The organism is Shewanella sp. NIFS-20-20 (assembly GCF_019209865.1).
In the GTDB taxonomy this organism is placed as follows: Bacteria; Pseudomonadota; Gammaproteobacteria; order Enterobacterales; family Shewanellaceae; genus Shewanella.
In genome coordinates this window covers 1-25,163 of the sequence record NZ_JAHUTT010000059.1, presented here as the reverse complement: position 1 = coordinate 25,163, position 25,163 = coordinate 1, and the positions used below count along the sequence as shown (strand labels likewise).

Here is a 25,163-nt window from a genome sequence, read left to right as displayed (position 1 = left end):
CGAGACAGTTCAAGCTTGATGGGAAACGGGATAGGGCCTATCCACGTGCGTTAAAAATGAGTAAAAACAAGTATCCCATTAAGTCTAAGAAAAATGCCGTTCACACTAAGTGAACGGCATTACGCCTCGGCGGTGTTTTTTTTTGGTTTTTATTCGCTCACTGCCGTGACAGACCGCATCTTTGCTAGCGAGCGCTTAGCTAGGTGATCATCGGCGCACCTAGGTCGAGCCAAGCTCAAGATATTCGCGGCGCTGGCAGCAGGAAGAGGGCGCTCAGCGACGTTATTGCCGCCAGTCCCTCGTAGGGCTTAGCTTGATATGCCACGGCTGCCAGAGGGCGCGGCTATCCCACCTGCGTGCTGATATTACTCCTTAACTATGGTCAGCTCTTCAATCACATTGTGGGCATTATCGACTTTATCCATCATCCACAAGATGTAGCGAATATCGACATGGACAGCACGGGTAATCGTGGGGTTAAAGAACCAGTCCTTAGTGATAGCTTCATATGTAGAATCAAAGTTCAATCCAACCAATTGCCCTTGTCCATTGAAAATCGGAGAGCCTGAATTGCCACCCGTGGTATCGACACTGGAGAGGAAGTTAACCGGCACCGAATTAAATTGCGCCGGACTGGCTTCACAAGACAGTAGGCGGCAGAAATAACCGCGGGTATCTTGATAGACAGAGTCAACCTTATGGTCACCCAGTCGACCGTTGTCAATCGCAGTTAACAGTTTAGCTGGGGCATTAAATGGCTCGTGGCCGGTATGTTTTGCCGTAATGCCTTCAAGGCGGGTAAATGGCTGTTTATACAAACCATCGGCAGATTGATAGCCGTCGACCATACCATAACTGATCCGTAAGGTGCCATTGGCATCCGGATACACTGGCCAATCATTGGCACGATAATACGCAATAATGGCTTGCATCATGGCCGGACGAGCCATTGATAGCTCACCGGTGAGCTGCTTATTGGCTTGTTCATCTGCCATGTTAGCGTCATACAGGGCCACCGCTAAACGAATAAACGGATCGCTACTGCTTTCAAACTCTGACGCTGGCTTGTCCATCCACGCTAAGCGAGTCTGGGTATCGGTGAGACCGGTGAGCGAATACATGCCGTCAATCTTGGCGGCTAAGCTGTCAGTGGCTGTATCGACGTGTAATATCTCATCTAATGCGGCCACCCTGTGCTCTTGAGCTAGGTAGGCATTGAGATCTTGTAGCCATAATGTTTTATCGACGGCGGGCGCGAAGCGTGAATCAATTCTGGTTAAGCCGGCGCTAAACATCTTACGGTCGCGCTCTTGATAGCCGGCTTCACGTTGCTCATCGGGTTGCTGTTGCTCTTTAGACCAGCGATACAATCTAGTGGCGGCTTGTAACATGGCGCTGGATTGGGCATTGCTAAAATAGAATTGTGTTTGCCGCAATTGCTGTTGTCTTTCGATCAGGGCTTCAAGTTGCTGGCTAATATCGCTTCCTAGTTGTTGCTGGGCTAGCCATTCAGCGAAACGTGCTTGGCGCTGGGCTTTAATGCTGACAATGTCGGTGGCTTTAAATCCTGCCAGTAAGCCATTGAGCTTTTTCATGCGGTTAGCATAGCTGGCCAAGGTGCTAGCATAAGCAATTTTGACCGCCTCATCTTGCTGGCTTATCTGCTTGATGGTATCGATTTGGCGTTGGTAACGTTCAGCTTGCACCGGATAGAGCCACTCTTTGGCAAACACTAATTCAGACGTGAGGCGATAGCGGCTGGTGGAGCCAGGATAGCCAGCAACGAATACCCCATCACCAGCCTTGACGCCATTACCATTGATGGTCAAGTAGCTTTTCGGTTGATACGGTACGTTATCTTCGCTGTAGGCCGCAGGAGTGCCATCTTTACTGACATAGGCACGCAAGAAGGTGAAGTCACCGCTGTGGCGTGGATATTCATAGTTATCTATGTCGCCGCCGAAGCTGCCGACACTTTCCGGCGGAGCATAAACTAAGCGGACATCGCGGAGAATTAATTGCTTGATGAGGTAGTATTCTAAGCCATTGTGGAAACTGCGCACCGCACACCGGTAATTATCATCGGCTTCACAGGCTTTAATTAAGGCTTTTTTATTGGCTTGAATGTCTTGATAGCGTGCCAAGGGTTCAAGACTGACGTTTTGTAATACGGCAGCGGTAACATCGTTCACGGCTTCGGTGACGTATAAACGTTCATTGGGACCGGCACTTGGCTCTTGATCTAAACTGCTGGCAAGGAAGCCATCGGCCAGGTAATTGTGTTCTTTTTTACTGTTATATTGGATGGCGCTGTAAGCGCAATGATGATTGGTGACAACTAGCCCTTGGGGGGAAACAAAACTGGCGGTACAATAGCCGAGACTTACCACAGCGTTCATTGGGTGTTGGGTGAGATCAGCTAGTTTGTCAGCCCCGATATTGATGCCTCGCTCTTTCAGCTTATCGTTAATGCTGGGCATCTGATGGGGTTGCCACTGGCCTTCATCAGCCATAGAGGCTGTTGATGCCAAAACCATAGCTGCAATCAATGTGATGCGCATGTTTTTTCCTTATTGTTATCTTTATGTCCTTCACAGTACCAACGAGGCATAGCGAGTGCTCTTAGAACACTCAATGATGCCAAGGCGCTCTGCTGGCAGGGGTAGCGAGTAAAATTGGCAGTATTTCGGCAAACTAGCCGTAAAATCCGCCGCAATGTTATAACATATTTCGAACAGTCAATGTAATTGGGAGCATCAATGTCACAGCAAAATGCCTTTAAGCCCAAGGGAAAGCAAAGAGATGCCCAACTTGATGCCTTAAAGCTACCACCGCATTCGCTAGAGGCGGAGCAATCGGTACTTGGGGGGCTAATGCTGGATTCTGAGGCTTGGGACAAAGTGGCTGAAGCCGTTGCCCGAGAAGATTTTTATTCCCGAGCCCACAAGTTAATTTTTACCGCGATGCAAGCCTTAACCGATGCGGGACACCCGATTGACTTGGTGACTGTATCTGAGCGCCTCGAATTAGAAAGTCAGTTAGATGATGCTGGCGGTTTTGCCTATTTAGGGGAAATTGCTAAAAACACCCCCAGTACCGGCAACATCCTATCTTATGCCGAAATCGTACGTGAGCGTGCCGTGGTTCGCGACATGATCCGCGTGGCCAATGAAATCGCCGATGCCGGCTATCATCCAGAAGGGCGTGATTCTAGCGCCTTATTGGATTTTGCCGAGACCAAAGTCTTTAAAATTGCTGAATCGCGCACCAATGCCAACGAAGGCCCTGAAGACATTAAGAGTATCTTGGCCAAAACCGTCGATAAGATTGAGCAGCTCTATAATAATCCCCATGATGGCGTGACTGGGGTGTCGAGTGGCTTTAACGATCTCGATCGTATGACCTCGGGTTTTCAATCCGGTGACTTAGTGATTGTGGCCGCACGTCCTTCGATGGGCAAAACCACCTTCGCCATGAACTTGTGTGAACAAGCTGCCATGCACGAAGATAAGCCTGTGTTGATTTTCAGTCTTGAGATGCCTTCCGAACAGATCATGATGCGTATGTTGGCCTCGTTAGGCCGCGTCGATCAAACCAAAATTCGTACCGGACAGCTCGACGATGAAGATTGGGCTCGGGTGTCATCGACCATGGGCATTATGCTTGAGCAAGGTAAAATGTACATCGACGATAGCTCAGGTCTCACTCCCACGGAAGTACGCAGTCGCGCACGACGAGTGGCACGTGATTGGGGCGGGTTATCGATGATCATGGTCGACTACCTGCAGTTAATGCAGGTGCCTGCGCTATCAGATAATCGTACCTTAGAAATCGCCGAAATTTCGCGGTCGTTAAAAGCGTTAGCGAAAGAGCTTGAGATCCCAGTGATCGCCTTGTCGCAGCTTAACCGCTCATTGGAGCAACGTGCTGACAAGCGCCCCGTCAACTCGGACTTACGTGAATCAGGCTCGATTGAGCAGGATGCGGATCTCATCATGTTTATTTACCGTGATGAAGTGTATAACAACGATTCTGCCGATAAAGGCACCGCCGAAATCATTATTGGTAAGCAGCGTAACGGCCCGATTGGGCGAGTTAGGTTAACTTTCCAAGGCCAACATTCTCGTTTTGATAATTATGCCGGTCCTCAGTTCGAAGAGGACTAAGGCCTGTTGATATTACAAGGTTGATTTTTGAAACCCTTTCCTAGAGCAGAAATCAGTGTAGACGCACTGCGACATAACCTCGCTCAATTGAAATTGGTGGCTCCTCAAAGTCGGATCATGGCAGTCGTGAAGGCGAATGCTTATGGTCACGGCTTGTTGCCGGTCGCTCGAGCACTAGATGGCCAAGCTGACGGCTTTGGCTTGGCTCGCTTAGAAGAAGCATTAAAACTCCGTCACGGTCAAGTGAAGGGAAAGCTATTGCTGCTTGAAGGCTTTTTTCGAGCGGCCGATATTCCCTTACTGGTGGAACACCAAATTGACACCGTCGTGCATCACGAGTCGCAAATCGCGATGTTAGAGCAAGCACAAATACAGCAGCCAGTGACTGTGTGGTTAAAAGTCGATAGTGGCATGCACAGGTTAGGCTTTACCCCCGCTCAATTTAGTGAGGTTTACCAACGGTTGCTGGCATGCGATTCGGTTGCAAAACCGATTCATTTGATCACTCATTTTGCTTGCGCTGATGAGCCGGACAACCCATTTACATTGCAACAATATGAAAATTTTTGTGATTTAACTCAACATCTTGAAGGCGATCGTTCGCTTGCTAACTCCGCTGGGGTATTGTATTGGCCGCAAACCCAGCGAGATTGGATCCGTCCAGGGATCGCCCTGTATGGCGTCTCACCTGTGATGGGCGACTTAGGGACTCATCATGGACTTGTCGCCGCGATGGAACTCAAGTCGCGTTTGATTGCCGTGCGCGAGCATCAGGCTGGAGATAGCGTTGGTTACGGTGCGTTTTGGCAAGCGCCACATGATACCCGCTTAGGGGTGGTGGCGATTGGCTATGGTGATGGCTATCCACGAAATGCGCCCGTGGGAACTCCCGTGTGGATCAATGGCCGCCGAGTTGCCATTGTCGGGCGGGTCTCAATGGATATGCTCACTGTCGATTTAGGGCCAGATTCTGATGATCAAGTGGGTGATGATGTCTTGTTATGGGGCGCGGCATTACCGGTTGAAGAGGTCGCAGAACACATTGGCACTATCGCCTACGAGTTGGTCACTAAACTAACGCCTAGGGTCAGTTTGTTTTTTGAATAAGACCAGCTTCAAGTTTGCAATATGACGGCGCTTAGCGCCGTTTTTTTCTGGATAAATTGTCGCGATAGTTAGGTAACGATTTGAGTGTTTTTAACAATTACGCCACCGTCAGTGGCTATGTGTGCTTGATGGTGATGCTTCACTCGCCAGTTAAAGCTGAGCAGTGGTTAGCCGATCCTATGCCCGCCATGGAATTCGCCGCCGTCCCGTTTGTATTTTCAAGTGAAAACCTCAGCACGGCGTTTGGCGGCGCAGGGGTCATTAAGTATGCTGGTCAAGTTCAGGCCAGTCTTTTTGGGATTGGGCACTATTCCAGTAACCACAGTTATCTGACGTATTTCTCGGCCAATAACTACCAAATACCTCAGTTAGATCAATGGCTATTTAGTGCAGAAACCTATCAAGCCCACTTTACCGAAGGGGTATATTACCTGCCGAATGCCGAGGGTGACGAAGAGCGAGTGCTGGCCAAAGCTGATGAGTCATTCACTAAACTCCATGCCCGTTTTGTAATGCCAATAGGCCATGGCCGTGCGGGAGCGCGTGCCAGCATGATGCCGCAACAAGAGGTCAATTGGGATCCATTAACATCGGGTGTGACCAGCCTAAAGATGACGGCCTTTCAGCGTCAGCAACAATTGGATAATCATCCGCAGATCCCTGACAGCACTCATGGTTTTGAAGTGTTGTTGAATTGGGATAACCGCGATCAAGTACGCAATAGCACTCAAGGGGGGGAAACCAGCTTGACCCTCCGTCATGGTCTATCCTCGGGGGATACGCCCTCATGGACAACTTGGGAAGTGGAGCAATCTGCGTTTGTGTCGATTGGCAGTAACTCGCTGTTTCGCCAACAAGTGCTGGGTTTCGATGCGTATGTCGCTGACACCCTCAGTTGGAATGCGATGGATGAAGGGATTGCCCAGCGGCCGCCATACTATGCTGGCATTGGCTTAGGCGGTTTTGATCGTTTGCGCGGCTATTCGGCCAAGCGTTTTACTGGCCGCAGTGCGGTGCTCTATAGCGCTGAATATCGAGTGCAACCTCATTGGCAACCATTGCAGTCATGGCCGGTGTTTTCCTGGTATCACGTGCCGTGGTGGCAGTTTGTCGCTTTTGCTGAGACCGGCAAGGTGAGTGATACCTTCTCAGCGTCGAGCTTGCACCAAGACATGCAATGGACATTAGGCGCGGGCGTGCGTTTTGAAGTAGAGAATATCGTGGTTCGCGCAGAAATGGCTAAGAGTCGTGAGTCCACCCAATTTTGGGTGATGGTCAATCAGCCATTTTAGGCCTCTTCTTGCTGAAAACAAATTTCGACATAGGCCTTACCATTGAGGCTGGTGAATGGCAGAATAATTTTTTTGCCATTGGCTTGATGAGAGATGTGGTGGTTTTTCCCTGCCACGACCATGGGGGTAGCCATTTCAAATTCATAGCCTTTTTCGCCAAGGATTTTTTTGGCGCCGCCACACACCATGTTAGTGATTTCACCGATCATATCGGTGACTTCATCATCAATAGAGGTGGGCGCCTCTCCCAGCATATTATGCATTACTTTAAGTGCAAGACTCTTTTCAAAGGTGATGGATAGTGAGCCTTTAACTTGCGGGCTTATCATCCCAATTAAGCCTGAAATATCGCCAAGGGCGATTTCATCCTCCTTGATCCTAGGTCGACCAACCGATAACTCAATGAGTGCCATCGTGCTGATAACGTTAGTGAAAGACTCAAGGAATGGATTGATATATTTTACTTCCATGTGGTTACCCTCAAAAAATTCCTAGCTTAAGCATAGAGTATAAATTGCTTAAGCATGGAGTATAAATTGCCAATAATGGCAATATTCAGCCAATATTCGATGGGGGATAATGGGTCGTTGCCCCCTCGCTTTGCAGTCTTTATTTTTCTCTAAACGTGCCATTGTGGCGTTTGTGGTTACTATTCAATCAGTGACAAATGTTTGTGGCTGTGGTGTATTAAATAACCAGATTGTGCTGAGGAGTGGATAACATGTCGATGGAGTCGATTAATCAAGTATTATCATTTGTCATAGTCAATGTGGCTGGCTTTGAGATTACCGTATTACAGCTTATCCAGATCCCATTGTTGATCTTGTTGATTTGGTTTGTAGTGACGCGAATTGGTAAATTGATCCGGATGGGGCTGATCAAGCGCAATGTCAGTGCCGATGCAGTGCACTTTTTCTCGCGATTATATTTTGTTATTACCGCCATTATCTTAGTCTTTACCACCCTAGAAATATTAAACATCCCCTTGACGGCGTTTGCTTTTATCTCTGGTGCGATTGCCATTGGTGTGGGGTTTGGCGCGCAAAACATCATCAACAATTTTATTAGTGGCTGGATTTTAATGTGGGAGCGGCCGATCCGAATTGGTGATTTATTGGAAGTGGGTGACGCTCGTGGTGTGGTCGAGAGCATTAATACCCGCTCAACCTTGATCCGTCGTAATGACGGTGTGCATATGTTAGTGCCGAACAGTCAGCTCTTAGAAAATACCGTCACCAATTGGACCTTAATTGATAATAATTTACGTAATCAGGTACGAATTGGCGTGGCTTATGGCTCGAATGTCCGCTTGGTGTCGGAATTATTATACACGGCGGTAGGTGAACGGGAGGATGTGTTACCCAAGCCTAGCCCTAAGGTATTTTTTGAAGACTTTGGTGATAACGCACTGATTTTCGATGTGGTGTTTTGGATCCAAGCCAAGTCCGAGACGGATGTTCGTGGTTGCCGCAGTGATATTCGTTTTCGGATTTCTGCCTTATTTGAAGAACATGGCATCGTGATTGCCTTCCCGCAGCGAGACGTTCACCTTAACGGCGAGCTCACCCTGGTTTCGAAAAAATAAGTGGGGCCAGGGCTTAATCTAGGCTCGGCATTGGTTCAGTGTGCGCATGTAACGAATACTAAGCCATCGCTGTCGTTTGTAGACTAATGGGTGTAAAATGCGCGGTCGCTTTTGCTCGTTGGAAAATTGAATTACTGCTATGTCTACACAATCGCCTATTACCGCTATACACCGCACCTTCTCAGTCGCCCCCATGCTGGATTGGACTGACAGGCATTATCGCTATTTTGCACGACTAATGTCCTCCAATACCTTGCTGTACACCGAGATGGTGACTACTGGGGCGATATTGCATGGGAAAGGAGATTACCTTGCTTATAACCAGCAAGAGCATCCGTTAGCATTGCAATTAGGCGGTAGTGATCCTAAAAGTCTGGCGCAATGCGCTAAATTGGCTCAAGACTATGGTTATGATGAGGTCAACTTGAACGTTGGCTGCCCTTCTGATCGGGTCCAGAACGGACGTTTTGGTGCTTGCTTGATGGCCGAGCCGCAATTAGTGGCGGAGTGTGTTACGGCAATGCGCGAGCAGGTGAGTATCCCGGTGACAGTCAAAACTCGAATTGGTATCGATGATCAAGACAGTTATGAGTTTTTGACTCAGTTTATTGATACGGTTGCCGCTGCCGATTGCGATACTTTTATTATTCATGCGCGCAAAGCATGGTTAAGCGGTTTAAGCCCGAAAGAAAACCGTGAAATTCCGCCGTTAGATTATGAGCGTGCCTACCAAGTCAAACGTGACTACCCCCACTTACATATCAGCGTTAACGGGGGTATCACGAGCATTGAGCAAGCTAAGCAACATTTAGCCCATTTGGATGGCGTGATGGTGGGGCGCGAAGCCTATCAAAATCCTTATTTGTTAGCGGATGTCGATAGTCAGTTGACCGGCGTCGATAAAATCGCTCCTACGCGCGATCAGGTGGTGGAGTTGATGCTGCCTTATATTGAACAGCATTTAGCCAGCGGTGGGCGTTTAAACCACATCAGTCGCCACATGTTAGGTTTATATCAGGGGTTACCGGGGGCAAGAGCTTGGCGTCGCCATTTAAGTGAGCAAGCCCATAAACCTGGGGCTGGCATTGATGTAATGCGTCAAGCACAGGCATTAATGCGTGAGCAGGCCTCATTCGTCAGTCAGCATTCTATGGATTAATGTCTGGCCTTTTGGTCGGATTTGGATGAATAGTGACCAAATGCGCAAATCGTTAGCATTTTTCACCAACTGACAACATTTGGCGTGCGGTAGATCGGCTGTCATGATTAGAGTTAGCGAATGCTAGCTCTTTTTTTTACTTTAAAATCATGCCATTAAAATAATCTGCTTGAAATTTGTTCTAGTTGGCACGTGCTTTGAATTACCTGATATGTCAATCACACATTTAAAGGAATTCATCATGAGTGCCATCAATGTAAAATCAATGCTAGTCGCCGCTTTGTTATCACAATCTGCCGTTGCTATGGCCGCATATGCCGATGATAACCAACACCTAATGAACGAATTATCACACAGTATGGCTCAAGCCCAAGTTGAGATGGTGCAGGAGGTGACGGCGTCATTAATGGTCGTCGATAGTGACAGTGAACTGTTGGTGGTAAATAACAATGTTGAGTCTGAGTTAGCCGCCAGCATGAAGCAAGCTCAAGAGCAATTAGTGCATGATGTCACGTTATCGTTAGGCTTGCTCAATCCTGAGGTGCAGACAGCGAAAGAGCAGCAGCAACTCATCGATGCCAGCGTGGCGACGGATGCACCTAACTATCGCATTCATCGGGCTAACCCATGATAGTGGAGTTAAGCAGGATGCTGTTATTGTTATGGCTAGCGCCAGTGATGAGTTTTTGTCTTGTAGGGCTTGTGTATATTATCTTAGGCCAATCGTATCCGCAGACTGAGTGATTGGCCGTTGCCCTGAGTTATTATTTTTTCTTGTTTAGAAAACTGGCAAAAAGCGCTCTTGCCTCTTTGCTTTGTAAACGCTCACCAAATTGTTCTAATTCTTGATGCATTTGATGTTGAACTCGGCTTTTATGAGGACGCATTAACTGCCTAGTTGCCTGTAAAGCCTCGGGGGGTTGAGCTGCCAAGCGGATTGCCCGAGATAAAGCGAATTGATAAAGCTCTTCATTGGCGACAATGCCATTGATCATATTCAACTGTTTTGCGGTTTGCGCGCTAAAACTATCACCTAATAATAATAATTCCGCCGCTTTTTGATAGCCGATAAGTTCTGGCAATAATAAACTTGCGCCTGCTTCGGGGACTAAGGCTAAGTTAACAAATGGCAACTGGAAACTGGCGGTGTCGTCGGCGTACACTAAATCGCAATGCAGTAATAGCGTGGTGCCAATCCCCACCGCGCAGCCGGATACGGCGGCAACAATGGGTTTTTTGAGCTCTAACAGGCAATATAAGAATCGAACGGTGGGATGGGTGGGGCCTAAATTACCATTAGCCAGAAAATCGCTAATGTCGTTGCCAGAAGTAAAGCATTGGTTATTGCCATAAAACATAAAAGCACGAATGCCGTTGTCTGCTTCACCCTCAATCAGGTATTCTGTTACACGTTTATACATATCGAGATTGAGCGCGTTACGTTTTTCTGGTCGATTAAAGCAGATTATCCTGACGCCCTGATGATCTTGGACTTGGATATTATTCATGGGTTGACGTCCTTATGGGATGGCAAGTAAATGGAGTTTATGACATTGAGTTTAAAAATCAAACAAGTGTTTGCGGCTTTTTGCATCAGCCTGTTTACCCTGCCTGCGCTGGCTGATATTGCACTGCTAGATGGTCATGTGCGAGCGATGCCGCCTTCGGTGCCGAATACCGCCGCTTATTTCCGTTTAGCTAATCAAGGTGACAAGCCTGTCCGGCTTATCAATGTGACGTCAACCGCGGCCAAAGACACTCAAATTCATACCATTATTGAACAAGATGGGCTGGTTAAAATGAAACGCATTTCTGGGCTAGACTTGATGCCCAGTGAGACGTTAGTCCTGAACGCTGGTGGCGATCATATAATGTTACTAGGGTTAACTGAGCCCTTAGTCATCGGTCAACAGGTGCCACTACAGCTACAATTTGATGATGGTCAACAGTTAGATATTCTGTTACCTGTGACGGCCATAGCCGTTGATGACGGCCATCAACATCACCATTAATGCCTCATTTATGTAGGCTGACGCTACCTTTAAGGACGAATCATGATAGCAATCACTCCTAAACGTATAATCTTGTCCTTATTAACCTTGTTGGTTTTTCTCTATGGCTTAGCCATTTGGTGGAGTGTTGAGCCTGAGGTTATTCCGGCCAAAACCATGAATAATAGCCAGGGTCAACCATTGGTGGGTTATGCCACCACCAGTGCCTTAATTGATACCATGGAGGCGTTACTGAATAAGCCCGGTGGCTGGCAATCCAATGACGTACTGCTGCCAACCGTGATGATGGATGATATGGCGTCGTTTGAATTTGGGGCATTGGAACAAGTGCGGGATCTCGCCTTAGTCATGCGCAAAGAATTCAGCCGCAGCCAATCACAGTCTTCTGCCGATCCTGATCTGTTAGGCGCTCATTCAAAGCTGAATATCTCCCACACCAGTTGGTTAGTACCAAGTGCTGAAAGTGAATACCAAGATGCGGTCAAGTTGCTGAAATTATATCGTGCGCGCATGGCGGACCCCAATAATCAAGACGCTCAGTTTTATGCCCGTGCCGATAACTTAAATGAATGGCTTAAGGAAGTGCAAAAGCGCTTAGGTAGCTTGTCGCAAAACCTGTCGGCCAGCGTTGGTCAAGATAGATTGAATACCGATTTGGCCGGCGATACTGGCGCGCGTCAATCGACGCCATCGCAAGGCTCACACCAGGTCAAAACCAGTTGGTGGCAAATCGATAATGTGTTTTACGAAACCCGTGGTTCAGCCTGGGCTTTGTTGAATTTTATGAAAGCCATTGAGATTGATTTTGCGGATGTATTGCAAAAGAAAAATGCTGAAGTGAGTTTGCGTCAAATCATCCGAGAATTGGAAGCGACCCAGCAACCCGTTTGGTCGCCGATTATTTTAAACGGGAGTGGTTTTGGATTTGTGGCTAACCATTCCTTAGTAATGGCTAACTATATTTCTCGAGCCAATGCTGCTGTTATTGACTTAACTAATCTGTTAACACAAGGGTAATTATGAAAAAGGTAATATTAATCAGTTCATTATTTGCTGCTATGGCGGCGGGTAACGCTACAGCTGATACTTTACTGGGTTTTAAGGTTGGCGCAGATTATTGGCAAGCCGATACCAGTGGTACGTTTGCTAACGTGGGTACCGCTCAACCTGATTATAATTTTGATTCGTCATCTCAAGGCAGCTTGTGGGTGTCTTTTGAACATCCTATCCCGTTGATCCCCAATGTGATGGTGCGTGAAAATCGTATTAAAGATGACTTTAGCGTGGCGAGCACCTCTGGCAAAGCCGATCTGAGTAATACCGATTTCGTGTTGTACTATGAGCTCCTCGATAACGACTTAGTGTCGTTGGATGTGGGTGGTGCATACAAGTTGATGCACGGTAGTTATCGCTTTGAAACCACACCAATTGTTGAAACTGAGGTCGATTCTGGTGTGGTGATGGCGTATGCCAATGCCATGGTGGGTATCCCAGGTTTAGGGTTATTTGGTTTTGCTGATGTCATGGCCGGTCTCAATGAAACCAGCGTGCATGATTTTCAGTTGGGCTTAGGCTGGCACTTTGATGGCATCGCGGTTGATACTCGCGTGCGTGTGGGCTATCGCCAATTCAATTTTGATGTCAATGATTTCTCTGGCACCAATGCTAACTTGACCTTTGATGGTGTGTTTGCTGGGGTTGAGCTCGATTTCTAATGCCGGGATAACCTGACATAAAAAAACCGCCATTTCGGCGGTTTTTTTATGGGCTCAGTCTTTATGGCTGAGCGGGTAACGTGGTGGTGGTGTCTGCTGACAATCCATTATTAATGGTGACCACGTCCGCTTCGGTCAAGGTACCCGCCGCTTGCTTCAGGGCAAGAATGGACTTGATATACGAGTAACGTGCATCAGAGAGTTGGCGCTTCGAGTTGTACAGATTACGGGTACTGTTTAATACGTCCACAATGGTACGGGTACCGACTTCAAATCCGGCTTGAGTTGCTTTAAGAGCACTTTCAGATGAAATCACGGTTTGCTCATAGGCACGGATTGAGCTGATGGAGGCATCAACGTTGTTAAAGTTATTTCGAATGTTTTTGACGGTGGCGCGGTAAGTCTGCTCCAGTTTTTCACTAGCATTAACAAAGTTAAACTGCGCTTGGTCGACTTGTGAGCTGACTTTAAAGCCTTCGAAAATAGGCACGCTTAATTGCAAGCCAACATTCGCCGTACCACTGTCATTGAGACCACCTGGGGCATTATTGCTACCATTGCGGTCATAATTGGTGTTGTAGCCCGCATTTAAATTGAGCGAAGGCAAATGACCCGCTTTCGCGAGGGAAATCTGCTCGGTGGCAATTTCTTTGGCAATGCGTTGGATCAACAAATCAATGCTGTTGGTCTCGGCCATTTTTAGCCATTCGTTGGAGCTGTCAGGTGCCGGCTTTACGGCTGAAAAGCGTTGGGTGTCTAATAAGTTAATGCTGTCGTAATCAATTCCAGTGATCTCTTGCAGGGCTTGGTAGCTATTTTGCAGAGTGTTTTCTGCTAAGATTTCTTGTGCTCTGGCTAAGTCATATTGAGCTTGGGCTTCGTGCACATCGGTAATCGCGGTTAAGCCCACCACAAAGCGTTGTTTGGTTTGCTCAAGTTGGCGACCAATGGCGGCCACTTCGGCTTGCTGGAACACCAGCGCGTCTTTGGCACTTAACACATCAAAGTATGCATTGGTTACGCGGATAATTAACGATTGCAGAGCCGATGCGTAGCTGGCATCGGCTTGCGATGCTGACTTCTCCGCCAAGCTTAAGCCAACCCATGCGCTATGATTATAGATAACTTGGTTTAAGGTCACCCCGCCAGTAAAGCCGCCAATATTATAGGTGGCGTTGTTATCATTATTGACGTCGGTCCAACTTTTGCCATAGCCAACATTGGCACTTAAGCTGGGTAACAGTGGCGCGCGCGAGGTTTCAATTTGCGAATAGAGTGAATCGCGTTGAGCTTGAGCTTGCAGGACGATAGGGTCATTGGTTAATGCTTTTTGATACACTTCGAGCAAGTCTTGAGCATAACTGGCGCTGCTTAAAGTGGCTAACGTCATGGCGGCGCAGAGCGAACTGATTGTAAGTTTCATTGGCTGTCCTTTAGTGAGACGCAATTCATCAAGTATGCTGTGATGAAATGACAATATGTTGTAGTCGAAATTATGCCTTTCTACAAGGCCGCTGGGGCATCTCAATGCGTCCCTAAGGTAAAATTAATTTTCTCTATTAACTAGTTAGCATAGATAATAAGGAAACAATGGAATTCAAGTCAAATGTCAAGTGTAACAGATTTTATTGGCTTATTTCGGTTTCCATAGCGACTGAGTCACTCAGGCGTCATTTGGGTCAATAATCACAAGGAAAAGCGATGGCATCATTAATAAAACCCAAGACAACTCAATTACAAAGCTTTGGTAAAGCCGATGTCGAATTGCTTGAACAGTCGTGTTTGTTCCAAGGTTTTTTTCAGCTTAGGCAATATCGTTTTAAGCACAAATTATTCGATGGCGGTTGGAGCGAAGCGATTAGCCGTGAAGTGTTTGAGCGCGGTGATGCGGTGGTGGTGTTGCCTTACGATCCCGTGCGCGATCAGGTGGTTCTCATCGAGCAAATACGCATTCCAGCATTAGCCAGCTCCACCACGCCTTGGTTATTGGAGTTAGTGGCTGGCATGATAGAACACGGTGAAGATCGAGAGAGTGTCGCTCGGCGCGAACTTTTTGAAGAAACTGGGCTCCAATGTGAATCAATGACGGCGGTTAGCCAATACTTACCAAGCCCAGGAGGGAGCAGTGAACGCTTATACTTCTACTGGGCTAAGGTTGATGCCAGTCAAGCCGAGGGGGTGCATGGCTTAGCTGAGGAGCATGAGGATATTCGTCTTCATGTGGTGGCGCGCCAGCACGCTTATGATTTACTGGAGCAAGGGCGCATAGACAATGCCGCCACCGTGATTGGGATCCAATGGTTACAGTTACATTATTCGCGGTTAATGTTGGCGCACGCCAATGGCGGCAGCGATGAAGCCTAAACCTTATCGAGCTAACATTAGTCGTTTTTTGGCCTTGTGCGCGCGTAATTATGCGCATATACAGCGCTGGCTACCTCAAAGCCGTAACGCAGGGCAGCAATGGTTATGGCAAGGGGTGTTTGGCAGTTTATCGGTTACCTTGCTTGAAAATACCCCGTACACTCAGGTAGTGGAAATTAAGCGTTATACCGGGGGCGCCGATCGGGCGGTTGCTAATCCTGCATCGGTGCAGGATCCGCTGCTGTTAGTGCGGGTCTATCATGATGCACAATTAGCAGAAGTGTTAACTAGTCGACAGATTTGTGACTTAAATCCAGTTTATGATTACCCAAATATGCATATGTACCAACGTGACGAAAAATATCAGGTCAATGCATTTCTTGAGGATTTACTTAAAATAGGCCACCAAGCAAACTTAGTGTGCCAGCCATAACCGTATTGGATGTGATCGATTGCAGAAAGATGCCATAACTTATGACATTGCTGAAGGCCAAAGTGTACGCTTGGTGCAGATCACCGATCCGCATCTGTACGCCGATCCCCATGGGCATCTTCTTGGCGTAAATACCACCAAGAGTTTGTTGTCGGTATTAGACACTGTGCGCACTAATCATGATCATGTCGATTTTATGCTGGCGACCGGTGACATTAGCCAAGATTATTCACCCGAATCATACCAATCCTTCGCCAAACTCGTGACTGAGCTTGGCTTACCTTGCCATTATTTGCCCGGTAATCATGATGATGTCCATATCATGAACCTGCATTTACAGGGCCCGAATATTTCAGGCCATAAGCGGATTTTGGTCGGCAATTGGCAGATATTGATGTTGGACTCTACTGTTCGGGGCAAGCCCGGCGGTTATCTGAGCGACGCTGAAGTGACGTTTATCGAGCAAGCCTTAGCGCTGGAGCCGCAACGCCATTGTTTATTGGTTATGCACCATAATCCGGTGTTAACGGGCGCGGCTTGGTTAGATCAACATTGTTTAGCTAATGGTGAGCAGGTCTTGGCGCGTTGTAGTCAATGGGCCAATGTGCGCGGGATCTTATGGGGCCATGTGCATCAACAAATCGATAAAACCTTTCCGAGCGTTAGCGGTAATATCCAATTGATGGCGACACCTTCGACCTGTATTCAGTTCACCCCAGAGTCAGATTTTTTTGCGCTAGACAATTTACAACCCGGCTATCGTTTGCTGGACTTGAATGCCGATGGTAGCATGGAGACTCATGTTTATCGGGTGCCGGGGAAAATGTTTTTCCCGGACTTAACGGCCGGCGGTTATTGAAGACTGCCGCAGCGTGAGGAATTATGCTGCTATACATTCATGGATTTAATAGTTCCCCCCAATCGGATAAGGCAAGGATAACCTTAACCTATTGTCAAACGTTCCTGCCTCAATTGAAGGTCTACCAGCCGCAATTGCCTTCGAATCCGGCCGCAGCCTTCGCATTATTATGTGATATCACCGAGCAAGCCATCGCCGCGGGTGAATCTTTGCATTATATGGGCTCCTCATTGGGCGGATTTTTTGCGACAATCCTCGCTGAGCGTTATGGGGGCAAGGCGGTGTTGATTAATCCGGCAGTCGAACCTCATCTGTTAATGACTGATTTGCTAGGTTTGCAAACGAATCCTTATACCAATGAGCAATATCGGGTTACTCTAGGACATCGGTCGGAGTTAGCGGCGATGGCCCCAAAAGCAATCATGCATCCGGATCGTTTTTATGTGCTGTTGCAAAGTGGCGATGAGGTTTTAGACTACCGTAACGCGGTGGCGTTTTATCATTGCTGTGCAATGCATATTGAGCCCGGAGGTAATCACTCCTTTGAGGGGTATCAGGAACAACTCGATGGCATTTTCCGCTTTCTTGCCTTAACAACCTAATAGCGAGTCCAATATTGGCTCGCGTAATTATTTATTAAGTGTGCTATGACCAATCAATATACTGCCGATGCCATTGAGGTTCTCAATGGCCTAGATCCCGTAAAGCGCCGTCCAGGCATGTACACTGACACGACTCGGCCCAATCATCTTGGTCAAGAAGTCATAGATAACAGTGTCGATGAAGCGTTGGCGGGACATGCCAGTAAAATCGAAGTGATTTTACATGCCGATAATTCTCTGGAAGTCATCGATGATGGTCGAGGCATGCCGGTAGACATTCATCCAGAAGAAGGCATTCCTGGGGTCGAATTGATCCTCACCAAATTGCATGCTGGCGGTAAGTTCTCCAATAAAAATTATCAGTTTTCTGGCGGTTTGCACGGGGTAGGAATTTCGGTCGTAAATGCGTTATCCAGTCGCGTGGAAATTAGTGTTCGGCGCGATGCTCAAGTATATGAAATGGCATTTGAGCATGGCGATCGGGTCGAGGCGTTACACGTCACTGGAACCTGTGGTCGCCGTAATACCGGAACTCGAGTGCGATTTTGGCCTGAGCCTAGTTATTTTGACTCTGCCAACTTCTCCGTTACCCGCTTGATGTATCTATTGAAGGCCAAGGCCGTACTGTGTCCTGGGCTGATGATCCGTTTTCAAAATAAGCAAAATGGCGAATCCCACGAGTGGTTTTACGAGGCGGGCTTAACTGATTACCTGCGTTCGGCCATGGAAAATAATGTCTGTTTGCCAGCTGACCCTTTTGTCGGTAATTTTAGTGGCCAAATTGAGGCCATTGAATGGGCCATTACTTGGCTGCCAGAGGGCGGTGAGTCGATCAGTGAAAGCTATGTGAATTTAATCCCGACCCCGCTTGGAGGAACTCATGTCAATGGTTTCCGCCAGGGCTTACTAGAGTCAATGCGCGAATTTTGTGAGTTTCGTAATTTGATCCCACGCGGGCTCAAATTATCCGCAGAAGATATTTGGGATAAAGCGGCTTATATTGTGTCGCTTAAGATGCAAGATCCTCAGTTTGCTGGTCAAACCAAAGAAAAGCTATCGAGCCGTCAAAGTGCGGCATTTGTTTCTGGCATTGTTCGAGATGCCTTTTCCTTGTGGTTAAACTCTAATACTGAGCAGGCTGAAGCCTTAGCTGAGATTTGTATTAGTAATGCCCAGCGCCGAATGAAGGCGGCCAAAAAAGTTGCCCGTAAGCGGGTCACTGCAGGCCCAGCGCTACCGGGAAAACTGACCGATTGCACGACTCAAGATCCTAGTCGCTCGGAATTATTCCTCGTGGAAGGGGATTCGGCGGGCGGCAGTGCCAAACAAGCCCGTGAACGTGACTTCCAAGCGATTATGCCGCTGCGTGGTAAAATTTTGAATACGTGGGAAGTTGACGCTTCTCAAGTGTTAGCCTCGCAAGAAGTGCATGATATTTCGGTGGCGATTGGCTGCGATCCCGACAGTGCTGACATTTCAGAGTTACGCTATGGCAAGATTTGTATCCTAGCGGATGCGGACTCCGATGGACTGCATATCGCGACCTTGTTGTGCGCTTTATTTCTAAAGCACTATCGGGTGCTAGTGGAGCAAGGCCATATTTATATTGCCATGCCCCCCCTATTTAGGATCGATATCGGCAAAGAAGTATTTTATGCGCTGGATGAGGCCGAAAAGATGGGGATCCTCGATCGCATTGCGGCAGAGAATAAAAAGGGCAAGGTTCAAGTCACTCGCTTTAAAGGCTTGGGGGAAATGAATCCGTTACAGTTACGAGAAACGACCATGGATCCGAATACTCGTCGTTTAGTGCAATTGACTATCGATGATGCCGATGAAACTCAAGCCATAATGGATATGCTGTTAGCGAAGAAGCGTTCGGGTGATCGTAAATCTTGGCTGGAAAGCAAGGGTGATCTGGCGGAAGTTCTCTAACTAAAACGAGCATCGATGTTGCCACTGTCGCGTAAACAGGATTGTTAATAATGACCGATAAACTGCCCTCGTTAACATGGGTTCATTGCCTGATGGTGCTGCTGGTCAGTGTGGCTAATTTTAGCCATGCGGCTGACAGCGTGGTGCTGACGGTAAGCAAAGGGTTTGGCATTAGCTTATACGCCTCGGATGTCGGTGATGCTAAGCAATTGGCTATGGGTGACGATGGCACCTTGTTTGTTGGCTCTGATATTGAAGGGACGATAGTTGCTTTACGAGACGAGAATAACGATGGCAGAGTCGATAAGCGTTACACCATAGGGCGACACCTCAATTCTCCCCAGGCGTTGGCGTTTGTAAAAGGGGATTTGTATGTTGCCCTCGCTGATGGCATTGTTAAATACAGTCAGATAGAGCAAAGGTTAAAGCGCCCCGGGCGACCTAAAGCGGTGTTTACCACCTTGCAGGACTTTGGTGACTCCATCGTGCGCAGCATGGCGGTAGGTCCTGATGGATTATTATATTTAGCCTTGGGTGCTGGGTGTAATGTCTGTGAGCCGCAGGCACCGTTAGGCAGCATCTTAGCCATGAATGTCGATACTGGCGCCATTAAGCAAGTGGCCACCGGCGTGCGCTATGTGGGCGGTATGGATTGGTCGCCGGCGCAACAATTGTGGTTTAGCGACAATGGTCGTGATTGGATGGGAGATAATTTGCCCCCGGATGAAATCAATGTGATGACCCATACGGGCTATCATTTTGGCTTTCCCTACATTCACGGCCAAGACATCAAAGAGGCCAGTTATCAACAGCCACAGCAATTAACGATCAATGTGCCTGAATATTTACTCCCTGCGCACGTGTCACCTATGGGGCTGCATTTTTATCAGGGGGCTCAATTCCCCCTTGAATATCACCAGCAGTTATTTGTGGCAGAAAATGGGTCGCGAAATCGCTCGAGTAAAGTCGGTTATCAATTAGTGGTGTTACTGTCTGATGGCGAGCACATCGTTGACAGGCAAACCGTCGTCAATTTTATGGATGGTGAATTTGCCGTAGGCAGACCATATTCCATCGTTACGGCACCTGATGGTGCCATGTTTATTTCAGATGATCTTAAAGGCAATATCTATCGCCTGTATTACAAAGGCTCTGAACTTGAATAGGAAACAATAATGAGTGATTCGATTGAGATGAGCTTAGACGGCGTTGAACAAATGCCGCTGCGCCGTTTTACCGAAGATGCCTACCTGAATTATTCCATGTACGTGATCATGGACAGGGCGCTGCCACATATCGGTGACGGCTTAAAGCCGGTACAACGTCGAATTATTTATGCCATGAGCGAATTAGGCTTATCGGCGCAGTCAAAACATAAGAAGTCGGCCCGTACCGTGGGTGACGTCTTGGGTAAGTACCATCCCCACGGTGATAGCGCCTGTTATGAAGCCATGGTGTTAATGGCACAGCCTTTTTCCTATCGATATCCGTTGGTGGATGGCCAAGGAAACTGGGGGGCACCCGATGACCCTAAATCCTTTGCGGCTATGCGTTATACCGAAGCGCGTTTATCGCGGTTTTCTGAGGTTTTGCTGTCGGAATTGGGGCAGGGGACCGTCGATTGGGGAGTGAACTTTGATGGCACCATGAAGGAGCCCAAAGTATTACCTGCGCGTTTACCGCATATTTTATTGAATGGCATTTCTGGGATTGCGGTTGGGATGGCGACCGATGTTCCGCCTCACAATGCGCGTGAAGTGGCCTCTGCTTGTATTGAGTTGCTGGACAATCCCGACACCGAATTGAGTCGTTTGATGGAGTTGGTGCCAGGGCCTGACTATCCCACCGCCGCCGAAATCATTACCCCAAAAGCCGATATCGCTAAGGTCTATGAAACGGGTCGCGGCTCCATAAAAATGCGTGCCGTTTATAGCCTTGAACAAGGCGAAATTGTGATAACTGCCTTACCTCATCAAACCGGTAGTGGCAAAATTCTCGAGCAAATTGCCGCGCAAATGCAGGCAAAGAAATTGCCCATGGTGAGCGATCTTCGGGATGAGTCTGATCACGAAAATCCGGTTAGATTGATTATTGTTCCGCGCTCCAATCGAGTCGATTGTGAGCAGTTAATGGCACACCTATTTGCCACCACGGACTTGGAAAAAAGTTTCCGTATCAATCTGAACGTACTTGGTCTTGATGGTCGCCCGCAAGTCAAAGGCCTCAAGCAGATGCTGCGAGAATGGCTAGAGTTTCGAACTTTAACGGTCAAGCGACGCCTGTCGTATCGTTTAGATAAGGTGTTAGCACGACTGCATATTCTCGATGCGTTAATGGTCGCCTTTCTCAACATTGATGAAGTCATTGAAATCATCCGCTTTAATGACGAGCCTAAAGCTGAGTTGATGACGCGGTTTGGCCTAACAGATAAACAAGCCGAAGCGATTTTAGATTTAAAGCTGCGACATTTAGCCAAGCTTGAAGAAGTTAAAATTCGGGCCGAACAAGATGAGCTGGCCGCTGAACGGGATAAGTTGCAGCAATTATTAGGTTCTGAGCGTCGTCTTAAAACGTTAATTAAAAAAGAATTGCAAAAAGACAGTGAGACTTATGGCGATGATCGCCGCTCACCGTTAACCGAGCGCAGCGACGCTAAGGCGTTAACCGAGCAAGAGTTATTGCCGACAGAGGCCGTAACGGTAGTCATGTCTGACAAGGGCTGGGTGCGTTGTGCCAAAGGTCACGATATCGACCCGACGAGTTTGTCATATAAGGCGGGGGATCAGTATTTATGTAGCGCTGCTGGGCGAAGCAACCAGGCCAGTGTCTTTATTGATACCAGCGGCCGCGCTTTTGCCACCGAAACCCATACTCTGCCATCAGCGCGAAGCCAAGGCGAACCGATCACCACTCGCTTTAATTTAGCGCCAGGTGAGACTATTAGCCATGTTGTCTTAGCGGATGAAACGCAAGAATTCTTGCTAGCCAGTGATGCGGGTTATGGCTTCATTTGTAGTTATGGCGATATGGTGTCTCGCAATAAGGCGGGTAAAGCGTTACTGAGCTTACCGAGCAATGCCAAGGTATTGGCGCCGCAAAAAGTTGATATGAGTCAATCACCGTCGATCTTGGCGATTTCTAATGAAGGGCGGATGCTACTGTTCTCTCTCGATGCGTTACCTAAGCTGACGAAAGGCAAGGGCAATAAAATTATTGGTATCCCATCGGAGCGGGCTAAGAATCGAGAGGAATGGTTGACGCACTTACTCTTGGTCCCCGCAGAAACCGCGGTGACACTTTGGGCCGGTAAACGCAAATTGACCTTAAAACCAACGGATCTTGAGCATTATCGTGGCGAACGAGGGCGCCGAGGTAACAAGTTACCTCGAGGTTTACAGCGTGTCGATCAAGTGACGTTAGGGGATGACAGTGTGAGTTTATAGTCGAACGTGATGGACAAAAAAACCGACCTTTGGTCGGTTTTTTTATTTGGCTTAGGCCACTTCATAAAAGTTATCTGTTAATGCTTGCTCTGGGCTGAGGTCAAGACCCTGAACAGCTAACTGCTGCTGGATAATCATATGGGCCATCGAGGCGCATTTACCACATTGATCAGCGACACCTAAGCGCTGACGCACCGCCAATAGATTGGTGTCACCGCTGGCCACCGCATGTTTAATTTGAGTATCGGTAATACCGTTACACAGACAGACAAACATAATCACTCCTCAACTAGATGGTGTCATTCTAAGTGAGAATGATTATCAAGTCCATTGTGGTAAATGGTCATTCGCTGAAAAGTTTACGTTAAAGTGATTATGTTATTTCTCAAAACTTGTTCTAAGCTTTAGTTAGTCGAAATCATTAGTTGTTATAACTGCTTATAACCAAGCAAGTTTAATGATTTTTTGTTGATTCACTGGGAGCATGTAAGCCGCTTACTCAGGATGATTATTTAAATTTGACAAGGATTGGAGCTGGCTATGAGAAAGAACATGCCCGTCACTCAACGTAATAATGAATACCCAGCCGATTGGATATTGTTATCGACGACTGATGATCAAAGTCGCATTAAGTATGCTAATGACAGTTTCTGTAAAATCGCCGGATATTCGTTAGACGAAATGAAAGGACAGACTCACAACATGGTGCGCCATCCTGATATGCCGCCAGCGGCATTCGCAGACATGTGGTCGAAAATCCAGAAAGGTCATCCATGGAAAGGCTTGGTTAAAAACCGTTGTGCCAACGGCGATCATTACTGGGTCGATGCCTTTGTGACTCCCATTACTGAGAATGGCCAGATAGTCGAATACCAGTCCGTACGGGTAAAACCCAAGAAAGAGCAAATTGATCGCGCAGAAGAAGCCTATAAAGAGTTAAATGCTAAGGGGAAGGTGTCGGCGCTAAATGGTGGCTTAACCATGGCAATGAAGCTGAGTATTTTTGCTGGATTAGGCTTATTGCCAATGCTGTACCTTGCGTGGATGGCAGGACCTGTAGGCTTAGGTTTATGGGCGTTATCTGCCATAGTTATGTTTGCTGGTGGTTACTCGGCCATGGGGCATTTTCGGCGGATAGTGGAAAAGTCCAAAAAGATATACGACAGCCCCTTGATGACCTATCTCTACACTGGGCGCAATGATGATATCGCCGTGATTGAGCTAGCCATGCAGATGCAGTCTTCCGAGCTTAAGGCCTTGTTAGGGCGGGCGCTAGATTCTTGTGAACAAGCCAGTAGCGATGCACGATCTTCGGCTGCTAAAGGTGAAGATGTACAAGGTAATGGCCATTCGCTGCAAGGTGAAATGGATCAGGTGGCTACCGCCATGCAAGAAATGACGGCGACTCTTGGTGATATGTCTTCTAACTGTACCGATGCGGCCAATGCGTCGGAAGAAGCGTCCAAAGAGGCCAAGGGCGGTGACGTGATTGTTGAGCGTACCATTAAGTCGATTGAATCCATGGCCAACCAGCTGAAAGACACTTCATCAGCGATTACTGAGCTGGAAGATCACAGCAAGGGGATTGGTACGGTACTGGATGTTATCCAAAGTATTGCTGAGCAAACTAACTTGTTGGCACTAAATGCGGCGATTGAAGCGGCTAGAGCGGGCGAGCAAGGGCGAGGTTTTGCGGTCGTTGCCGACGAAGTGCGGGCCTTAGCCAAGCGAACTCATGAGTCAACCACGGAAATTCAAAGCATAATTAACTTGCTTCAACAAGGTACCGCCCGGGCGGTGACCAGTATGCATCAAGGGGTTGATGCCGCTCAGTCTTGCGTTAAGCAGGCAGATGAAGCAGGCGTCGCGTTACGAACCATTAGTCAGGCGGTCGATTCCATCACTGACATGACGCATCATATCGCCAGTGCTGTAGAAGAGCAGTCAAGCGTATCGAATGAAGTCAACCGCAATATTGTCAATGTGTCGCAATTATCCAACAGCAACAATGTCCTTGGTAAAGATATGGTAGGACTCAATGAACAAGTGTTATTTAAGATCAATGCGCAGCAAATACTGGTCAAGCAGTTCTTAGACCGGGTCATGAAACAAGCATAGTTCGCAATATGGGTGATTAAAAAAGGCATCAAATGATGCCTTTTTTTATTGACCACAGCTGGCTAATAGCCGCGAGCAAAATCAACCTGAGCGAGTAATGGTTGCTTTGAGAGATAGCGTAAATAGTTATCGGCAAAAATATCGACCACTTGTTCAGGCACACTTGGTGCTGACATGTGGGGGGTAATGATAGTATTGGCACATCGCCATAAGGGATGATCGCTTGGCAGTGGTTCATGTTGAAAGAGGCGTTGTTTCCTAAATCATTGAACTAATCATCAGAACCACGATCAGATCATTAGAACTTTGAGATGGGTGACGATGATGGGTAAGGCAAAGTACAAAATCAGCAACTGGAAGCAATATAACCAAG

The 25,163-nt window shown here is 47.6% G+C and carries 22 protein-coding genes and 1 pseudogene; 17 read left to right on the top strand and 6 right to left on the bottom strand.

The window, feature by feature from the left end; translation table 11 throughout:
* Positions 1 to 365: 365 nt before the first annotated feature.
* The gene (locus KU855_RS15600; RefSeq protein ID WP_218531284.1) at positions 366 to 2,561 is read right to left on the bottom strand and encodes a S46 family peptidase; all 2,196 of its coding nucleotides are present in this window, start codon (positions 2,559 to 2,561) and stop codon (positions 366 to 368) included.
* A gap of 198 nt (positions 2,562 to 2,759) precedes the next feature.
* Here KU855_RS15600 and dnaB point away from each other — a divergent pair, with 198 nt between their 5' ends.
* The 3 genes from dnaB to KU855_RS15585 all read left to right on the top strand — a co-directional run bounded on the left by dnaB (position 2,760) and on the right by KU855_RS15585 (position 6,565).
* Complete coding sequence (gene dnaB, locus KU855_RS15595; RefSeq protein ID WP_218531282.1) at positions 2,760 to 4,166, top strand: replicative DNA helicase; 1,407 nt, start codon at positions 2,760 to 2,762, stop codon at positions 4,164 to 4,166.
* Positions 4,167 to 4,193: 27 nt separating this feature from the next.
* Positions 4,194 to 5,273 carry an alanine racemase gene (alr, locus tag KU855_RS15590; RefSeq protein ID WP_218531280.1) on the top strand — a complete coding sequence of 360 codons (1,080 nt, stop codon included), beginning with the start codon at positions 4,194 to 4,196 and terminating at the stop codon, positions 5,271 to 5,273.
* 80 nt (positions 5,274 to 5,353) lie between these two features.
* On the top strand, positions 5,354 to 6,565 hold the full coding sequence (locus tag KU855_RS15585; RefSeq protein WP_218531278.1) for a hypothetical protein: 1,212 nt from the start codon (positions 5,354 to 5,356) through the stop codon (positions 6,563 to 6,565).
* Here the strand turns inward: KU855_RS15585 and KU855_RS15580 are convergent.
* Complete coding sequence (locus KU855_RS15580) at positions 6,562 to 7,035, bottom strand: chemotaxis protein CheX (protein WP_218531277.1); 474 nt, start codon at positions 7,033 to 7,035, stop codon at positions 6,562 to 6,564. The genes KU855_RS15585 and KU855_RS15580 overlap by 4 nt on opposite strands.
* Positions 7,036 to 7,286: 251 nt before the next feature.
* On the opposite strand from KU855_RS15580, the gene KU855_RS15575 reads away from it, so the two are divergent.
* From KU855_RS15575 to KU855_RS15565, 3 genes are all read left to right on the top strand, one after another.
* Positions 7,287 to 8,150, top strand: a complete 864-nt coding sequence (locus KU855_RS15575; RefSeq protein WP_218531276.1) for a mechanosensitive ion channel family protein — start codon at positions 7,287 to 7,289, stop codon at positions 8,148 to 8,150.
* A gap of 139 nt (positions 8,151 to 8,289) precedes the next feature.
* Positions 8,290 to 9,309 (top strand): tRNA dihydrouridine(20/20a) synthase DusA, encoded by a 1,020-nt coding sequence (dusA, locus tag KU855_RS15570; RefSeq protein WP_218531274.1) that lies wholly within the window; start codon positions 8,290 to 8,292, stop codon positions 9,307 to 9,309.
* 241 nt (positions 9,310 to 9,550) lie between these two features.
* Positions 9,551 to 9,940 carry a hypothetical protein gene (locus KU855_RS15565; RefSeq protein WP_218531273.1) on the top strand — a complete coding sequence of 130 codons (390 nt, stop codon included), beginning with the start codon at positions 9,551 to 9,553 and terminating at the stop codon, positions 9,938 to 9,940.
* A gap of 133 nt (positions 9,941 to 10,073) precedes the next feature.
* Here the strand turns inward: KU855_RS15565 and KU855_RS15560 are convergent, their stop codons facing one another.
* Entirely contained in the window at positions 10,074 to 10,817 is a 744-nt protein-coding gene (locus KU855_RS15560; RefSeq protein ID WP_218531272.1) for an enoyl-CoA hydratase-related protein, read from the bottom strand.
* Positions 10,818 to 10,856: 39 nt separating this feature from the next.
* Here KU855_RS15560 and KU855_RS15555 point away from each other — a divergent pair, with 39 nt between their 5' ends.
* The 3 genes from KU855_RS15555 to KU855_RS15545 are packed head-to-tail and all read left to right on the top strand — an operon-like array spanning position 10,857 to position 13,036.
* Positions 10,857 to 11,321: a copper chaperone PCu(A)C gene (locus tag KU855_RS15555; RefSeq protein WP_256261066.1), complete on the top strand. Its 465-nt coding sequence runs from the start codon at positions 10,857 to 10,859 to the stop codon at positions 11,319 to 11,321.
* Positions 11,322 to 11,363: 42 nt separating this feature from the next.
* Positions 11,364 to 12,338 (top strand): DUF2333 family protein, encoded by a 975-nt coding sequence (locus tag KU855_RS15550; RefSeq protein ID WP_256261065.1) that lies wholly within the window; start codon positions 11,364 to 11,366, stop codon positions 12,336 to 12,338.
* Positions 12,339 to 12,340: 2 nt separating this feature from the next.
* The gene (locus KU855_RS15545) at positions 12,341 to 13,036 is read left to right on the top strand and encodes a TIGR04219 family outer membrane beta-barrel protein (protein ID WP_218531268.1); all 696 of its coding nucleotides are present in this window, start codon (positions 12,341 to 12,343) and stop codon (positions 13,034 to 13,036) included.
* 61 nt (positions 13,037 to 13,097) lie between these two features.
* Here KU855_RS15545 and tolC read toward each other — a convergent pair whose 3' ends face one another.
* The gene (gene tolC, locus KU855_RS15540; protein WP_218531265.1) at positions 13,098 to 14,459 is read right to left on the bottom strand and encodes an outer membrane channel protein TolC; all 1,362 of its coding nucleotides are present in this window, start codon (positions 14,457 to 14,459) and stop codon (positions 13,098 to 13,100) included.
* A gap of 278 nt (positions 14,460 to 14,737) precedes the next feature.
* On the opposite strand from tolC, the gene nudF reads away from it, so the two are divergent.
* The 7 genes from nudF to parC are packed head-to-tail and all read left to right on the top strand — an operon-like array spanning position 14,738 to position 22,672.
* Positions 14,738 to 15,400, top strand: a complete 663-nt coding sequence (gene nudF, locus KU855_RS15535; RefSeq protein WP_218531263.1) for an ADP-ribose diphosphatase — start codon at positions 14,738 to 14,740, stop codon at positions 15,398 to 15,400.
* Entirely contained in the window at positions 15,390 to 15,833 is a 444-nt protein-coding gene (locus KU855_RS15530) for a DUF1249 domain-containing protein (RefSeq protein WP_371316375.1), read from the top strand. Before nudF ends, KU855_RS15530 begins: the two co-directional genes overlap by 11 nt.
* Before the next feature lie 19 nt (positions 15,834 to 15,852).
* Complete coding sequence (gene cpdA / locus KU855_RS15525) at positions 15,853 to 16,692, top strand: 3',5'-cyclic-AMP phosphodiesterase (protein ID WP_218531260.1); 840 nt, start codon at positions 15,853 to 15,855, stop codon at positions 16,690 to 16,692.
* A gap of 23 nt (positions 16,693 to 16,715) precedes the next feature.
* On the top strand, positions 16,716 to 17,294 hold the full coding sequence (locus KU855_RS15520) for a YqiA/YcfP family alpha/beta fold hydrolase (RefSeq protein ID WP_218531259.1): 579 nt from the start codon (positions 16,716 to 16,718) through the stop codon (positions 17,292 to 17,294).
* Between the two features lie 45 nt (positions 17,295 to 17,339).
* The gene (gene parE, locus KU855_RS15515) at positions 17,340 to 19,229 is read left to right on the top strand and encodes a DNA topoisomerase IV subunit B (RefSeq protein WP_218531257.1); all 1,890 of its coding nucleotides are present in this window, start codon (positions 17,340 to 17,342) and stop codon (positions 19,227 to 19,229) included.
* Between the two features lie 50 nt (positions 19,230 to 19,279).
* Complete coding sequence (locus KU855_RS15510; protein ID WP_218531255.1) at positions 19,280 to 20,395, top strand: sorbosone dehydrogenase family protein; 1,116 nt, start codon at positions 19,280 to 19,282, stop codon at positions 20,393 to 20,395.
* 9 nt (positions 20,396 to 20,404) lie between these two features.
* Positions 20,405 to 22,672 (top strand): DNA topoisomerase IV subunit A, encoded by a 2,268-nt coding sequence (parC, locus tag KU855_RS15505; protein WP_218531253.1) that lies wholly within the window; start codon positions 20,405 to 20,407, stop codon positions 22,670 to 22,672.
* 51 nt (positions 22,673 to 22,723) lie between these two features.
* On the opposite strand, the gene KU855_RS15500 is transcribed toward parC, so the two are convergent.
* Positions 22,724 to 22,948 carry a bacterioferritin-associated ferredoxin gene (locus KU855_RS15500; protein ID WP_218531251.1) on the bottom strand — a complete coding sequence of 75 codons (225 nt, stop codon included), beginning with the start codon at positions 22,946 to 22,948 and terminating at the stop codon, positions 22,724 to 22,726.
* Between the two features lie 264 nt (positions 22,949 to 23,212).
* Between KU855_RS15500 and KU855_RS15495 the strand changes: the two genes are divergently transcribed.
* The gene (locus KU855_RS15495) at positions 23,213 to 24,790 is read left to right on the top strand and encodes a PAS domain-containing methyl-accepting chemotaxis protein (RefSeq protein ID WP_218531250.1); all 1,578 of its coding nucleotides are present in this window, start codon (positions 23,213 to 23,215) and stop codon (positions 24,788 to 24,790) included.
* Between the two features lie 179 nt (positions 24,791 to 24,969).
* On the opposite strand, the pseudogene KU855_RS19125 reads toward KU855_RS15495, so the two are convergent.
* Positions 24,970 to 25,026: pseudogene (locus KU855_RS19125) on the bottom strand (hypothetical protein); the annotation flags it as partial.
* Positions 25,027 to 25,163 lie beyond the last annotated feature (137 nt).